Raw genomic sequence first — 13,817 nt, forward strand, 5'->3', positions numbered from 1 at the left:
CCACCGGCGTTGATCAAGCGTCAAGCGTCGAGCATCAAGCGGACGAAGCCCGCACGATCGGTGCGGACATGCAACGCGGACCTCCCCGGCCCGAGCCCAACTCGGAGCCGGGGATCCGGATCACCTCGATCCCGTGCCGCTCCAGCTGGGCGTTCGTCTCGGTGTTTCGCTCGTACGCGACGCAGAGCCGCGGACCGATCGCCAAGGTGTTGTTGCCGTCGTCCCACTGCTCACGCTCGGCGGTGACCGGGTCGAGGCCGGTGTCGATGATCCGCAGGGTGTCGATCCGCATGGCCTTCGCGGCGGCGACGATGAACGGCTCCGGCCCGCTGACGACGAGCTCGTCGAGCTGCAGGTCGGTGCTGGTGACGGTCCACGCCCGCAGGGTGCTGGCGACGTTCGGGTACATGACGACCGCGTCGACGTCGACCATGGTGCACACCGTGTCGAGGTGCATGGTGGCCCGCTCCTGCGCGATCGGCACGACCAGGACCGTATGGGCGAGGCCGCGCTCGAAGCAGCGCCTGGCGAGCCGCTCGGCACCGGCCGGCCGGGTGCGCTCGCCGACGCCGACCGCGAGCACGCCCGGCGCCAGCAGCAGCACGTCGCCGCCCTCCAGGTGCTCCAGCCCAGGCTCGTACACCAGCGGCGTCCCGGAGAAGCGAGGATGGTGCCGATAGATCGCGTGGGTGAGGGTGGTCTCCCGGCGGCGGGCGTGCATCGCCAGGCTCGTCACCGCGACCTGACCCCCGATCCAGACCGATGAATCGCGCGTGAACAGCAGATTCGGCAGCGGGTCGATGACGAAATCGGTCCGGTCCATCAGCGCGTGTACGAGACCACCGCCCGCCCGCAGCTCCGCCCGCGACAGCCCGGCGATGAGCGTGGTCGCGAGGCCGGCCGGGTCGAGCGCGGCCAGGTGCGCGGCGACGTGGCCGCGCAGGGTGTCGCCGAGCCGGACGTCGTCGAGGACGGCCCGCGTGACCTCCTGGCGGGCGGCCGGCAGGGTCAGGGTCTCGGCGAGCAGCTCCGAGACGTACAGCACCTCGACGCCATGAGTGCGCAGCGCTTGTGCGAACGTGTCATGCTCTTCCTGGGCCCTTCCGACCCACGGGATTCCGTCGAAGAGCAGCGAGTCGTTGTTTCGCGGGGTCAGCCGGGCGAGCTCGGCGCCCGGACGGTGCAGCAGCACCGTGCCGAGCCGGCCGACCTCGCTGTCGACGTGATGAAGGCTCACCGATTCAGACTAACGGCTGACCCGATATCCGCCGGTTGGGCGCTATCTGCAAATTCATGAGACGTCGTGAATGTGGCATTCATCCCAGTCATTCCGAGTCTTTCACCCATCCAAGTATGCTGGTTCGGCCCACAAACACGTACGGTGTTTGAACACACACGCAACCGAGCGGCGACTTGGAGGTGTGCGAGATGACCGAGCTGCTGCACCGTAGTGGCAAGGATTCGCAGCCCGAAGGGTTTGACGATCGCATCATTGTTGATGCCGGCCGGACTTCCCCCATCGACTGGATGCGCGAGCGACGCGCCGAGCGCGGCGCCCGCCGGGAAGAGGCAGGGCACAACCGTCTGTACCGCAGAATGGGCAGCCTCATCGGCCGCCTCGGCGAGGACTGGCACGTCCTGGACCTGCGCGAGCTGACCGGCGCCGAGCGCCGCTCGTTCCTCGCCATGGGGCCCGGCGGCGTGTTCGCGGTGACGGTCAAGGACCACGGCCGCAGCCGCGTCTCGTTCGCGGGCGACATCGTGCAGATCGACGGCAAGCGCCCCAAGTACGTCGAGGAGACCCGCGCGGAGGCCAAGGCCGCCGCGGAGGCGCTCTCCCGCAGCGCCGGGGTGTCGATCCCGGTCATGCCGATCCTGGCGTTCGCCGGCACCGGCAAGATCAGCTTCTACGGGGTGCCGAAGGGTTGTCTCGTCACCGCGTACCACGAGCTGCCGCGCGTCCTGAACGCCCGGGGAATGCGGCTCGCCGGCGACACCGTCGACAAGGTGTTCTCGCTCGCGCTGCACCCGGCGACGTGGTCCTCGCAGTCCTACGCCGCCTTCGCCGACAGTTACCGCTGGTACAAGGACGGTGAACGCGTGGGCACTGACAAGCGGGGTGACGCGGAGTAGCCTCTGCGGCGTGGAGCCGCTCGACATGAAGCGCCGGATTGAGCAATCGCTGGGGACCGATCAGCCGCTGAATGATGCGATGATGTCTTCGCTGCGCGGACGCGTCCGCCGCACCGGTGCCTGAGGAGGCGCTGTGGCGCATGTCGAGCTGTCCATCTCCGACCCACACCTGACCCGCTCGCCCGACGGGCGCGCGTCCGACTTCGGTGAGGTCGAGTCCGACGATGTCGATGCGGGTCTGGCCCAGTCGTCCATCGAGTCGTCCCTCGACCGCTGGGCGGCGACCGTCGCCGAAGCGGCCGAGCCGAGCCTCGTGATCGACGACAAGGCGGTCATCGTCGCCGTGTCCGCGTCGTTCGAGGACCTGCTGGGGCTCACCGAGTCCGCCATCGACCGCCCGCTGGTCGACGGCGTCCTGCAGCTGCTCGACTTCGGCGACGGCGGCGCGCTCGACGCGTCCGAGATCAACAAGACGCCGCCGCTGCTCGCCCTGTCCTCCGGCCGGCTCGCCCGCGGGCTGCTCCGGGTGCGCTGCGCGACCGGGCCGCGCACGTTCGACGCGATCGCGACCCCGCTGCTGCAGGACGGCCAGGTCGTCGGCTCGCTGACGTTCTTCAGCGCCGTCTAGAGCGCCGTCCAGGCGGCTCCGGTCGAGCGTCGTTCACGAATACGACCTCGTCCGGGGGGAAGCACGTGGCCTGGCTCACGGCTACCGCCACGCAACGCGTTCGCACCGTACGCTCCTTGTCATGTTGGACCTCGAGGTGCTGCCAGGCGACTACGCGATCGCGCGGTTGCCGGCCGGGTCGCCCCTGCCGGCTGGCTTCACCGAGGCCGCCGCGGCGGGCCAGGACGTCATCTCCGTGACATGGACACCCGACGAGGTCTCCATCCTGTGCCCCGCCGACCAGGTCCCGGAGGGTGCCTCGGTGGAGACTCCGTGGCGCTGCCTGCGCGTCGCCGGGCCGGTCCAGCTCGCCCTCACGGGCATCCTCGCCTCGATCGTCACGCCGCTCGCCGACGCCCGGGTCAACATCTTCGCGTTCTCCACCTTCGACACCGACTACGTGCTGGTGCCGTCGGTCCGGCTCGGCGAGGCACTCGCCGCCCTCGATGCCGCCGGCCACCGGGTGTCCACCGCCGGCACCGTCTGACGCGCTTCGAGGAGGGCGGGCGGGCCGGCCGGACGTTTCGACGGCTCCGGCGCCGCATGAACGGCGGGAAACCGGCACCCTACGATGTCCTGCATGCGCACTGCGGCCGCTGTGCTTACGATCGTCAGCCTTGGATGCCTGCTGTCCGGCTGCACGCGGTCGGACGATGACGCCGGGCCGCTGCTGCCGCCCGTGTCGCACCAGCCGGCACGCACCGCCAGCCCCACGCCGGTCAGCACGCCCAACGTGCCGCCTGGGCGCACCGCCACGGCCGGCACCCCGTCCGCCCGGCCCAGCTCGAGCGTGACGCCGTTCTCCGAGGCGTACGTGTCGCAGTGCAACGGCCGTCCGAGCGGTGAGCAGGTCATCGCTGCGGTCCGCCGGGCGCGGCCCGGGCTCCCCGCCGGGAGCGGGCTGACCGTGAAGAGCGGTCCACTGTGTGCGGGGGTCTGGCAGTACACCATCCTCACCGTCGCAAACGCCGAGCCGCTGCAGATCATGTCCAAGGGCGCACCGGCCGCGCTCACCATCGTCACCGCCGGCACCGACCCGTGCAGCGTCGAGGTGAAAGCGACCGCGCCACCGGCGCTGCTGAGCGCCGCGAGTTGCTGAGCGACTAGGCTTGACACATGCCTGGTGTGCCGCCGACGCGGTTCGTGTACCTGGGGCCTGAAGGCACGTTCTCGGAGCAGGCGCTCAAGACCGTCCCGGCCGCCGACCGCGGGGTGCTCACCCCGGCCCGCAGCGTCCCGGAAGCCCTCGACGCGCTGCGCGCCGGTGAGGCCGACGCCGCGCTCGTCCCGCTGGAGAACTCGATCGGCGGCCAGGTCGGCGTCACGCTCGACGAGCTGGCCAACGGCGAGCCGCTGATCATCACGCGCGAGGTCGTGCTCCCGGTGCAGTTCGTCCTCGCCGCCGCAGAGGACCGGCCGCTGGACACCGTCAGGTCGGTCGCGGCCCACCCGCAGGCGAGCGCCCAGTGCCGCAAGTGGCTGCGCGACCACGTCCCGCAGGCGGCGGTTGTCGATGTACTGTCCAACGCCACCGCCGCGATCGGCGCCGGCAGCGGCGAGTTCGACGCCGCGATCTGCGCCGCCATCGGCGCGAGCCGGTACAAGCTGCACGTCCTGGCGAAGGACATCGCCGACAACGCCGGCGCGATGACCCGCTTCGCGCTCGTGTCGCGCCCCGGTCCGCCACCCCCGCCGACCGGCGACGACCTGACGACGCTCGCCGTCTACATCGCCCACGACCGGGTCGGCGCGCTGCTCGCCGTGTTGACCGAGCTGTCGGTCCGCGGGATCAACATGACCAGGATCGAGTCACGCCCGACGGGCGAGCGCCTCGGCCGCTACGTGTTCTTCCTCGACTGCGGCGGCCACGTCGCCGAGGCCCCGATGGGCGAGGCGCTGCAGGGGCTGCGCCGCGTCTGCGCCGACGTGCGGTTCCTCGGCTCGTACCCGCGCGCCTCCCACGGCGACCCGCCACCCCGCCGCGCCCCAGGCCTGTCCGGCGACGACTTCACCGCCGCCGCCCGCTGGCTCTCCGAGATCCGCAACGGCGCCTGACCCGCCGCCGCACTGATTGTGACCGCCGCGACCGCGGAGGGTGACAGCGGCATGGTCGTGCGCCGGCGGAGAACGCCGGAGGGGTGGGCAGAAGCGGGGTCGAAGGATGGGCGGGGTGGCCCACCCTTCGACCGTGGCTGGTTGGGCTGGTTGGCGGTCAGCCGCCGAGGCTGCCGAGGAGGCCGCCGCTGCTCGCCTGCTGGGCGGACGGCTTGCCCTCGCTGGGCTGGACGATGACGAAGCCCTGGCCCTGCAGCATCAGCTGGAAGAGCTCACCCGAGCCGCCGCGCAGCATCGACTTGAGGCTCTGGTTCTTCTGGATGCTGGTCTGCAGGCTGCTCGACCAGCCGACAACCGCGTCGGTGTCGACCAGGACGGGGGCCTGCGGGCTCACCGGGATGATGATCGGGGCGCCCTGGGTGAGGATCGCGAGCCTGCCCTGGCCGGTGAAGACGCTGTTGAAGAGGCCGCCGCCGAACATGCCGGCGCCCTTCACCATCTGGATGTCGTACCGCAACGAGGGGTCGAAGCAGAGGACGTTCTTGCCGTTGATGGACAACGCGTCATTGGGCTCGATGTCGAGGATGTGGCAGTCGGAGGCGGCGTCGGCGAACCACACCTCGCCCTGTCCACGCACGGCCATGAGGGACAGGCCCTCACCGGTGACCGCGCGCTTGAGGAAGTTTCCGACGCCCTGGCTTTTCACCTCGAACTGGAGGTTGCCGCGGAAGGCGACCATGGCACCCTGACGGGCCAGGACCTCGCCGTTCACGGCGTACTTGACGCACTTGGAGTGCTGCAGGCTCATGCCTGCCTGGGTTGGGGGCTGGGCCATGTTCTCGGCCTTGAAGATGTCACCGCGCACGCTGCGCAGCGTAACCGGTCCCCCAAGGGCTCGCGGAGCTGCCGTTACAAAAGCGCGACCCAACTGCACTCAACTGCCGAGCAGGTTGCCCAGGACCCCGCCCTGCCCCTGTTGTCCCTGGCCACCGGCGAGACCCTGGGGCGGCTCCTCCGACGGCTGGACGACGACGAAGCCCTGGCCCGCGAAGCTCATCGTGAAAGCCTCACCGGTGCTGCGGCCCAGCAGCGTGCCGATGCCGAGCTGGTCGGCGCGGTGGTAGCCGGTCTGCAGGCCCGCGGACCAGCAGATCGCGGCCTGCGGGTCGACGTACGTGGGCGCGTCGACGGTCAGCACCACCGGGGTGCCCTTCGTCGTGATCGCGAGCCGGCCCTGACCGGTGAACACGCAGTTGAACAGGCCCGCCGACGACAGCATGCCGACTCCTTGGACCATTCTCACGTCGTACTGCAGCGACGAATCGAACGCGAGGACGTTGGCGCCGTTGATGGAGATGGCGTCGCCCTGCTCCAGGTCGATGAGGTGGACGTCGGCGGAGCGGTCGGCGAAGAACACGTCGCCGCGGCCGGTGACCTTCATGAGCGGGATGCCCTCGCCGGTCAGCTTCGACTTCAGCCACTTGCCGACCCCGCCGGAGCCGAGCGCCTGGAACGTCACCTGACCCTGGTAGGCGATCATCGTGCCGGTCCGGGCCATGATCTCGCCGTTGAGCTCGGCCTTGAGCATCTTGGAGTTCTGCAGCCGGAGGCCGGGCTGCTGCGACTCCTTCTCCAGGTTCTCCGTGGCGAACAGCGCACTACGCATCAGGAAACCCCCTAGCCCCAGCCGAGCGCGTGGAGGCGCCGGTCGTCGATGCCGAAGTGGTGGGCGATCTCGTGGACCACGGTGATCGCGACCTCGTCGACGACGTCGTCCTCATCGTCACAGATGGCGAGGATCGGGTTGCGGTAAATGGAGATCCGGTCGGGCAGCACGCCGGAGTAGTCCCAGCCGCGCTCCGTCAGCGAGAACCCCTCGTACAGGCCGAGCAGGTCCGGCTCGCCGGGCGGCGGGTCGTCGACGACCAGGATCACGACGTTGTCCATGAGGTCGAGCAGCTCCTCGGGGACCTCGTCCAGGGCCTCGCCCACGAGCTCCTCGAAGCGCTCCTTGCTCATCTGCACTGGCATGTCAAAGAGGGTCCCCCATGGCGGGGGACCCTCTCAAGGGAGATCCCTGACGAGCGCGGTGCTCAGACGAGCTGCGCGTCCAGGGTGATCTCGACGGCGGCGAGCGCCTTGGAGATCGGGCAGCCGGCCTTGGCGTCCGTGGCCTGCTTCTCGAACTCGGCCGCGTCGATGCCGGGAACGTCACCGCGGGTGGTCAGGTCGATCCGGGTGATGGCGAAGCCGCCCTCGACCGGGCCGAACTGCACCGCCGCGGACGTCTCCACGGAGGTGGGCGTGAAGCCGGCCTTGGCCAGGCCGTTGGACAGCGCCATCGAGTAGCAGGCGGCGTGCGCGGCCGCGATCAGCTCCTCGGGGTTGGTGCCCTGGCCGCTCTCGAAGCGCGAAGGGAAGGAGTAGGAACCCTGGAAGGTGCCCGAGCCGGTCGAGACGGTGCCGGCGCCGGACTTGAGGTCGCCCTCCCAGCGGGCGGATGAAGTGCGAGTAGGCATGAACCAGACGCTAGCCCATTCCGTGTGTTCCTTGGGACGAGCTCGGCAGTCTTGGGAGGGATCAAGTTGATGCAGCGCAAACTGGTGCAGATCGGCGGCCTGCTGGCCGTGGTCGGCCTGCTCACCGGCATTGCCTCGATCTTCGTGCCGTGGGTGCAGCAGCTGGTGGTGACGGGGTCCGGGCGCCGGGCCCAGCAACGCCTCGACAGCCTCACCGTGCTCAACATCCGCATGGGGCTCTGGTACGTGATTCTGCTGCTCACCCTGATCGCGGTACTCGGCGCGGCGGTTCTCGGCGCGAACCAGGGCCGCAAGTTCGCCGGCCTCGCCGGGCCGGTCCTGTCGCTGGTGACCGCATCGGTCGTAGTGAGCCTCATCACCACGTTCGACGGTCAGCTCGCCGGGCCGGGCCGGATCGCGGATGTGGGCACGTCAGCGGGCAGCTGGCTGGCGCTCGCGGCGATGCCGCTGCTCGGGTTCGCCTGCGGGCTGATCGCGATCGGCCGCGCGCGCCGGCATGTTTCCGCGCCGGCGGGTGTTGCCGGTGAGCATGACTGATCTCAATGTGGGGGTCCTCGGCACCGGCATGGTCGGCGACGCGATCGCGACCAGGCTGGTCGAGGTGGGGTATGACGTCGTCATGGGTTCCCGCGAGGCCACCAACCCGAAGGCCGTCGCCTGGGCCGAGCGGACCGGCGGCCGGGCCGGCACGTTCGCCGACGCGGCCGCGCACGGCCAGCTGATCTTCAACGCCACCCCGGGCAACCTGTCGCTCGACGTGCTGCGCGCCGCCGGCGACCTGACCGGCAAGGTCCTCGCCGACATCTCCAACGACCTCACGGCCGCGGCGGTGAAGCCCGTCGCCGCCGGCCTGCAGGAGGCGTTCCCCGAGCTGAAGGTCGTCAAGACGCTCAACACCGTCAACGCCGACATCATGGTGCGCCCCGACCTGCTGTCCGAGCCGCACAACATCTTCGTCGCCGGCGACGACGCCGGGGCGAAGACCCTGGTCAAGGGGGTGCTGGCGAAGTTCGGCTGGCCCGAGGGCGACGTGCTGGACCTCGGCGGGATCGACAAGGCGTTCGCGATGGAGCAGTACCTGCCGATGTGGCTGGCCGTCTGGGGCGTCAAGCAGGATCTTCGGTTCAACCTGAGGTTCGTTTCCTGAGCTACCCTGCGCGGTATGTCTGAGCCGGCTGCTTTGGATTCCGTCGACGATCGCGGGCGCGACGGTGGCGAGCGTGGCCCCGGCCCGGTCGGCATGGCCCTGCTCGTCTCGGGGTTCGTGCTGGCCGCGGCCGCCCAGTACCTGCCGTGGGCGTCGGTCGACCTGCGGTCGGCGGCCGGCGGGGAGGACGAGGTCTCCGGGCCCGTGCCGGCCAGCATCGAGCTCGACCTGGCCAGCTTCAACAACGGCCACGTCATCGCATACCTCGTCACCGTCGCGCTCGCCCTCGTCGGCGTCGGCGTGCTGGCGGCGACCCGCGGCCCGGTCCGCCGGGCCGCGGCGGCCGCCGCGCTGGGCCTGCTCGCCGGCAACGCGCTCGTGCTCGTCGGGCTCAAGAAGGCCATCGAGCACGTCGGGGGCAGCGCGCTGGTGTCGTACCGGCTGCCGGAGGAGACCATCCACATCGGCGCCGGGTATCCGCTGGCGATCGCCGCGACCGTCCTGCTGGCCGCGGGGGTGCTGACCGCCGCCCGGATGCTGCCGGACACCGGCCGCCGGCGCCGCGTGGACGAGCCGCACGACGGCACCGAACCGCTCGAGCTGACCGTCACCCCGCTGCAGTGATGTCCTCATCAGGACGTCGTACGTTCGGTTGAGATTTACTCGCATGGTGTGACCTTGGCTGACTGCGGAGGTACGGTTGCTGCCCCGCTGACGCGGAAGGAGCACCGAATGCGCAGTTTGCCCAAGCTCATCGCGACCGACCTCGACGGCACGCTCGTGCGGAGTGACGACACGGTGAGCGCCTACACCCGGGACGTCCTGGAGAAGGTCAAGGCCGCCGGTATCCACATCGTGGGCGCCACCGGCCGCGGCCCCCGCCTGACCCAGCTCGTCCGGTCCGACATCCCGTCCGCCGACTTCCTCGTCATGGGTGGCGGCAGCCGGGTCCTCGACATCCGCGATCCCGCCCACCCGGTCGTCCTGCGCGACGAGCGGCTCGCCGGCGACGCCCTCGCCGAGGTCCTCACCCTGCTCGAGCAGGAGCTCGGCGTCCTGTCCGTGCTCATCGAGGCCGGCGACCACCACGAGGCGCCGCTGTGGGGCGACACCGACCCGCACTGGCGCTACCCCGACGTCGTCGAGGCCCGGGTCCGCGCGGAGTGCCTCACCGGCCCCGTCCTCAAGGGCTTCGCCCGGCACCCCACCTGCGACGTCGACGAGGTGCTCGCCGTCGCGGAGCGCGTCGTCCCCGCGAGCATGGCCACGATCACCCAGGCCGGCCTCGGGTACATCGAGATCTGCCCGCCCGGCGTCGACAAGGCCACCGGCCTGCAGTTCGTCGCCACCGCCCTCGGTATCGACCCCGGCGACATCCTCGTCTTCGGCGACATGCCCAACGACGTGCCCATGTTCCGCTGGGCCGGCTTCGGCCGCGTCGCCGTCGCCAACGCCCACCCGGCCCTGAAGGCCCTCGCCGACGAGACGACGCTCACCAACGACGAGGACGGGGTCGCGACCTACCTCGAAGCTATGTTGAAGCTGTGACGCAGACCCCGCGACTGGTGGCCACCGATCTCGACGGCACCCTCGTCGGCCGGGACCGCACGGTCAGCTCCCGCACCGTCGAGGTGCTCCACCGCCTCGACGCCGCGGGGATCGTGATCGTGCTGGTCACCGGCCGTCCGATCCGGTGGCTGCATCCGGTGTACGACCAGCTGACCGTCCGGCCGATCGCCATCTGCGCCAACGGGGCGGCGACCTACGACCCCAGCACCGACAGCATCGTGCACAGCACCCCGATCGAGCCGGCCACCCTCGCCGAGATCTGCTCCCGCCTGCGCGCCACCGTGCCCGGCGTCGTCTTCGCCGTCGAACGCGACGGTGGCCGTGAGATGCGCCACGAGGAGGAGTTCCCGGTCGGCCCGTGGGAGGTCAACCACGAGTCGGTGGGCCCCGTCACGCACGAGGAGCTCCTGACCCGCCCCGCCGCGAAGCTTCTCGTCCGCGCCGGCGTCCAGCAGCCCGACGAGTTCACCGCCCTGGTCGGCGCGTGCCTTGACGGCCTGGGCGAGGCCACGAACTCCTCCTCCAGCGGCATGGTCGAGGTCTCCGCCGTCGGCGTCACGAAGGCGACGGCGCTCGCCCGGGTCGCCCGCGAGCACGCCGTGCCGTCCGCCGAGGTGGTCGCCTTCGGCGACATGCCCAACGACCTGGCCATGCTCGCCTGGGCCGGCCGGGGCGTCGCCATGGCCAACGGCCACCCCGCCGTCCTGGCCGCCGCCCACGACGTCACCACCGCGACCAACGAGGACGACGGCGTCGCCGTCTACCTGGAGTCCCTCTACCGCTACTGACGCCGCCGGATCATGGGAACGCCACGATCGACAGGCGCCTTCGCGGTCCTGCCGATCGTGGCGGTCTGCAAGGTGTTACAGGTACTGGCCGGTGCCGGAGGGCATCGGCTGACCCGGCGGGGTCTGCACGCCGCCCGGGCCGCCGGTGAGGGCGGGCCGGCCGCGCATCTGCTCGAGCTGGACCCGGGCCGCCATCTGCTGGGCGACCAGCGCCGCCTGGATGCCGTGGAACAAGCCCTCCAGCCAGCCGACCAGCTGCGCCTGGGCGATGCGCAGCTCGGCCTCGCTCGGCGTGGAGTCGTCGTCGAACGGCAGGGACAGCCGCTCCAGCTCGTCGCGCAGCTCGGGGGCGAGACCGTCCTCCAGCTCGGTGATCGACCGGCGGTGGATCTCCTTGAGCCGGCTGCGTCCCGCCTCGTCGAGTGGGGCGGCACGGACCTCCTCGAGCAGCTGTTTGATCATGCTGCCGATGCGCATGACCTTGGCCGGCTGCTCGATGAGCTTGCTCGGGTCCTCCGCACCTTCCTCGTCGCTGGACATGGTGCCGAGCGGACGTCCGTCGGGCCCGACCACCAGCACGGTGCGCGACTCGTCCTGCGCCTCATCTGCCATGGTTCCTAGTCTTGCCTACCCACCGCTCGGGCTACCACAAAGGGGCCCTGTTGCCACGCTTCGTGACGCGTTAATGTCGCCCCGTGACGAGTGACCCCCGCGAGGTGCTCAGCCGGCCCGCCCGACCCGCGGACTTCACGCTGCGATACGGAGAGCACCCCGACCAGCTGGCCGACGTCCGGCTCCCGGCTGTGGCCGGCGCGCCGCTGGTGCTCTTCATCCACGGCGGGTTCTGGCGCAGCGAGTGGGACCGCGCGCACGCCGGGCCGCTCGCCGCGGACCTCGCCAACCGGGGCTACGCCGTCGCGACCGTCGAGTTCCGCCGCACGGGACAGCCCGGCGGCGGCTGGCCCGGCACGTTCTCCGACGTGGCTTCCGCCGCGGTCGCCGTGCCCGACCTGCTCGGCAAGGAGATCGCGCACCGCGGCCTGCGGCCTGTCGCGGTCGACCGGCCGATCCTCGCCGGGCACTCCGCCGGCGGGCACCTCGCCCTCTGGTACGCCGCGGTCGCCCCCGACGCCGTCGGCGGGGTCGTCGCGCTCGCACCCGTGGCCGACCTGGCCCGCGCGCACGAGCTCGACCTGGACGGCGGCGCGGTGGCGGCGCTGCTGGGAGGGTCGCCCGACCGGGTCCCGGAGGCGTACACGGCGGCCGACCCGATGCGCAACCTTCCGTCGAAGGTCCGGACGGTGGTCGTGCACGGCAGCGACGACACGATCGTGCCGGTGGAGCTGTCCAGGGACTACTGCCGCGCCGCCCGCCGGGCCGGCGACGACACCACGCTGGTCGAGCTGGCAGGTGTGGAACACTTCGCTGTGATCGATCCGCTGTCGGCCGCCTGGCCCGCCGTCCTCGCCGCGTTCGGGACGGTAACCCGAGGTGAGGCCGACCTCGCCGATTGACTGTCCGGCGCGATGGCGGTAGAACGCAGCGTGGGTGTCGAGGTCTTCTCGCCGCCGCAGGGTGCTGGGGAGGAAAAGTACGTGTCCCACCTGAACCGCCGCCAGGCGCTCCGACTCTTCGCGGCCGCGGGCGTGGCAGGAGCGGCCACACCGTTACTCTCCGCATGCAGCGACAACTCCAGCAGCACGTCCAACACCGCGCCGCCGCCCGGCCCCCCGGTCAAGCTCGGCATGATCGTGCCGCTGACGGGGTCGCGCAAGGACCTCGGCAACGAGATGGACAACGGCTTCCAGCTGTACCTCAAGCTGCACGACAACAAGCTCGGCAACCGCGAGGTCCAGCTGCTCAAGGTCGACGAGGGCGAGACGCCCGACATCGGCAAGGCCGCCGCCGAGAAGCTGACCAAAGAGGACCGCGTCCTCGCCCTGACCGGCGTCGCGTCCGCCGCGACGATGATGGCGATCCGGGACACCGTCGAGGGCGCCGCCGTGCCGCTCGTCGGGTCCAACGCGTCGCCGACCGCGCTGCAGGGCGCCAACTACATCTGGCGCACCTCGTTCGTCGCCAACGAGCCCGGCCAGGCCATCGGCAAGTGGGCCGCCGACAACGCGGGCGGCCCGCTCGCGATCGTCGCCTCCGACTATCCCGGCGACGACGACGAGGTCGCCGGGTTCCGCGACGCCTTCGTGTCGGCCAGCGGCACCATCGCCGGCAACGCGATCAAGTGGACGCCGTTCCAGCAGAAGGACTTCAGCCAGGTCTTCCAGCAGGTCAAGAATTCCGGCGCCGCGTCGATGTTCGCCTTCTACGCCGGCGCCTCCGCGATCGACTTCGTCAAGCAGTTCAAGGCCGCGAAGTTCCCCAACAGCTTCAAGCTGATCGCGCCCGGCAGCCTCACCGAAGGCTATGTCCTCAAGCAGCAGGGCGCCGACGCGAAGGACATCTACACCGCGATGAACTACTCGCCCGACCTGGACAACGCGGCCAACCGCCGGTTCATCGCCGACTACCAGAAGGCCTACGGCACGATCCCGTCGACCTACGCGATGGCCTCCTACGACGCCGCCGCCGTGCTCGACAAGGCGATCGGCGACGCGAGCCGGTCGCTGGACTCGTTCTCCCTCAACGCCGCGATCGGCAAGCTCGGGCAGATCGACAGCCCGCGGGGCGGCTGGCAGTTCAGCCAGAACCGGACGCCGCTGCAGCGCTGGTACCTGCGGCAGGTCCGCATGGACGGTGCGCTGCTGTCCAACGTGCTCACGGCCGAGCTGACCACGCTGGGCTAGCGCTTGGACCAGCTCAGACCAGTGCTGAGCCGGCGCCGTGGCCGGGCCGGGGTCGACAAGGACCGCCGGCCTGGCGGAGGATGTGGTTCCGCTCCTCGACGTCGGCAGGCGATGTGA

At 70.7% G+C, this 13,817-nt stretch carries 18 protein-coding genes; 12 read left to right on the plus strand and 6 right to left on the minus strand.

What is annotated here, in order from left to right:
- Nucleotides 1-34: 34 nt before the first annotated feature.
- Nucleotides 35-1,237, minus strand: coding sequence for an arginine deiminase (locus ACQEVZ_RS27150; protein WP_433371405.1), 1,203 nt, complete (start codon nucleotides 1,235-1,237; stop codon nucleotides 35-37).
- Nucleotides 1,238-1,527: 290 nt separating this feature from the next.
- On the opposite strand from ACQEVZ_RS27150, the gene ACQEVZ_RS27155 reads away from it, so the two are divergent.
- The 5 genes from ACQEVZ_RS27155 (at nucleotide 1,528) to pheA (ending at nucleotide 4,855) form a co-directional block, all read left to right on the plus strand.
- Nucleotides 1,528-2,133 (plus strand): hypothetical protein, encoded by a 606-nt coding sequence (locus ACQEVZ_RS27155; protein WP_344500926.1) that lies wholly within the window; start codon nucleotides 1,528-1,530, stop codon nucleotides 2,131-2,133.
- A 133-nt stretch (nucleotides 2,134-2,266) separates the two neighbouring features.
- The gene (locus ACQEVZ_RS27160) at nucleotides 2,267-2,761 is read left to right on the plus strand and encodes a hypothetical protein (protein ID WP_433371408.1); all 495 of its coding nucleotides are present in this window, start codon (nucleotides 2,267-2,269) and stop codon (nucleotides 2,759-2,761) included.
- 121 nt (nucleotides 2,762-2,882) lie between these two features.
- On the plus strand, nucleotides 2,883-3,287 hold the full coding sequence (locus ACQEVZ_RS27165) for an ACT domain-containing protein (protein ID WP_344500930.1): 405 nt from the start codon (nucleotides 2,883-2,885) through the stop codon (nucleotides 3,285-3,287).
- Between the two features lie 93 nt (nucleotides 3,288-3,380).
- On the plus strand, nucleotides 3,381-3,899 hold the full coding sequence (locus tag ACQEVZ_RS27170; RefSeq protein WP_344500932.1) for a hypothetical protein: 519 nt from the start codon (nucleotides 3,381-3,383) through the stop codon (nucleotides 3,897-3,899).
- Between the two features lie 17 nt (nucleotides 3,900-3,916).
- On the plus strand, nucleotides 3,917-4,855 hold the full coding sequence (gene pheA / locus ACQEVZ_RS27175; RefSeq protein ID WP_344500934.1) for a prephenate dehydratase: 939 nt from the start codon (nucleotides 3,917-3,919) through the stop codon (nucleotides 4,853-4,855).
- Nucleotides 4,856-5,012: 157 nt separating this feature from the next.
- Here the strand turns inward: pheA and ACQEVZ_RS27180 are convergent, their stop codons facing one another.
- The 4 genes from ACQEVZ_RS27180 to ACQEVZ_RS27195 all read right to left on the minus strand — a co-directional run bounded on the left by ACQEVZ_RS27180 (nucleotide 5,013) and on the right by ACQEVZ_RS27195 (nucleotide 7,374).
- Nucleotides 5,013-5,720, minus strand: coding sequence for an AIM24 family protein (locus ACQEVZ_RS27180; RefSeq protein WP_344500936.1), 708 nt, complete (start codon nucleotides 5,718-5,720; stop codon nucleotides 5,013-5,015).
- A 69-nt stretch (nucleotides 5,721-5,789) separates the two neighbouring features.
- Nucleotides 5,790-6,521: an AIM24 family protein gene (locus ACQEVZ_RS27185; RefSeq protein WP_433371413.1), complete on the minus strand. Its 732-nt coding sequence runs from the start codon at nucleotides 6,519-6,521 to the stop codon at nucleotides 5,790-5,792.
- An 11-nt stretch (nucleotides 6,522-6,532) separates the two neighbouring features.
- Entirely contained in the window at nucleotides 6,533-6,880 is a 348-nt protein-coding gene (locus ACQEVZ_RS27190) for a metallopeptidase family protein (RefSeq protein WP_344501451.1), read from the minus strand.
- 68 nt (nucleotides 6,881-6,948) lie between these two features.
- A complete protein-coding gene (locus ACQEVZ_RS27195) occupies nucleotides 6,949-7,374 on the minus strand; it encodes an OsmC family protein (protein ID WP_344500940.1) in 426 nt (141 codons plus the stop codon).
- Nucleotides 7,375-7,443: 69 nt separating this feature from the next.
- Here ACQEVZ_RS27195 and ACQEVZ_RS27200 point away from each other — a divergent pair, with 69 nt between their 5' ends.
- From ACQEVZ_RS27200 to ACQEVZ_RS27220, 5 genes are all read left to right on the plus strand, one after another.
- A complete protein-coding gene (locus ACQEVZ_RS27200) occupies nucleotides 7,444-7,932 on the plus strand; it encodes a hypothetical protein (protein ID WP_344500942.1) in 489 nt (162 codons plus the stop codon).
- Nucleotides 7,925-8,542, plus strand: a complete 618-nt coding sequence (locus ACQEVZ_RS27205) for an NADPH-dependent F420 reductase (protein WP_433377009.1) — start codon at nucleotides 7,925-7,927, stop codon at nucleotides 8,540-8,542. Before ACQEVZ_RS27200 ends, ACQEVZ_RS27205 begins: the two co-directional genes overlap by 8 nt.
- Before the next feature lie 15 nt (nucleotides 8,543-8,557).
- Nucleotides 8,558-9,166, plus strand: coding sequence for a hypothetical protein (locus tag ACQEVZ_RS27210; protein WP_433371418.1), 609 nt, complete (start codon nucleotides 8,558-8,560; stop codon nucleotides 9,164-9,166).
- A gap of 108 nt (nucleotides 9,167-9,274) precedes the next feature.
- A complete protein-coding gene (locus tag ACQEVZ_RS27215; protein WP_433371421.1) occupies nucleotides 9,275-10,090 on the plus strand; it encodes an HAD family hydrolase in 816 nt (271 codons plus the stop codon).
- Nucleotides 10,087-10,899 carry an HAD family hydrolase gene (locus ACQEVZ_RS27220; protein ID WP_433371424.1) on the plus strand — a complete coding sequence of 271 codons (813 nt, stop codon included), beginning with the start codon at nucleotides 10,087-10,089 and terminating at the stop codon, nucleotides 10,897-10,899. Before ACQEVZ_RS27215 ends, ACQEVZ_RS27220 begins: the two co-directional genes overlap by 4 nt.
- Before the next feature lie 75 nt (nucleotides 10,900-10,974).
- Here the strand turns inward: ACQEVZ_RS27220 and ACQEVZ_RS27225 are convergent, their stop codons facing one another.
- Nucleotides 10,975-11,511, minus strand: a complete 537-nt coding sequence (locus ACQEVZ_RS27225) for a bacterial proteasome activator family protein (RefSeq protein WP_344500950.1) — start codon at nucleotides 11,509-11,511, stop codon at nucleotides 10,975-10,977.
- 83 nt (nucleotides 11,512-11,594) lie between these two features.
- Here ACQEVZ_RS27225 and ACQEVZ_RS27230 point away from each other — a divergent pair, with 83 nt between their 5' ends.
- Nucleotides 11,595-12,413, plus strand: coding sequence for an alpha/beta hydrolase family protein (locus ACQEVZ_RS27230; RefSeq protein WP_433371428.1), 819 nt, complete (start codon nucleotides 11,595-11,597; stop codon nucleotides 12,411-12,413).
- A gap of 12 nt (nucleotides 12,414-12,425) precedes the next feature.
- A complete protein-coding gene (locus ACQEVZ_RS27235; protein ID WP_433371431.1) occupies nucleotides 12,426-13,700 on the plus strand; it encodes an ABC transporter substrate-binding protein in 1,275 nt (424 codons plus the stop codon).
- The last annotated feature ends 117 nt before the right edge of the window (nucleotides 13,701-13,817 follow it).

This window comes from Dactylosporangium sp. CA-152071, from assembly GCF_050936335.1.
In the GTDB taxonomy this organism is placed as follows: Bacteria; Actinomycetota; Actinomycetes; order Mycobacteriales; family Micromonosporaceae; genus Dactylosporangium; species Dactylosporangium maewongense.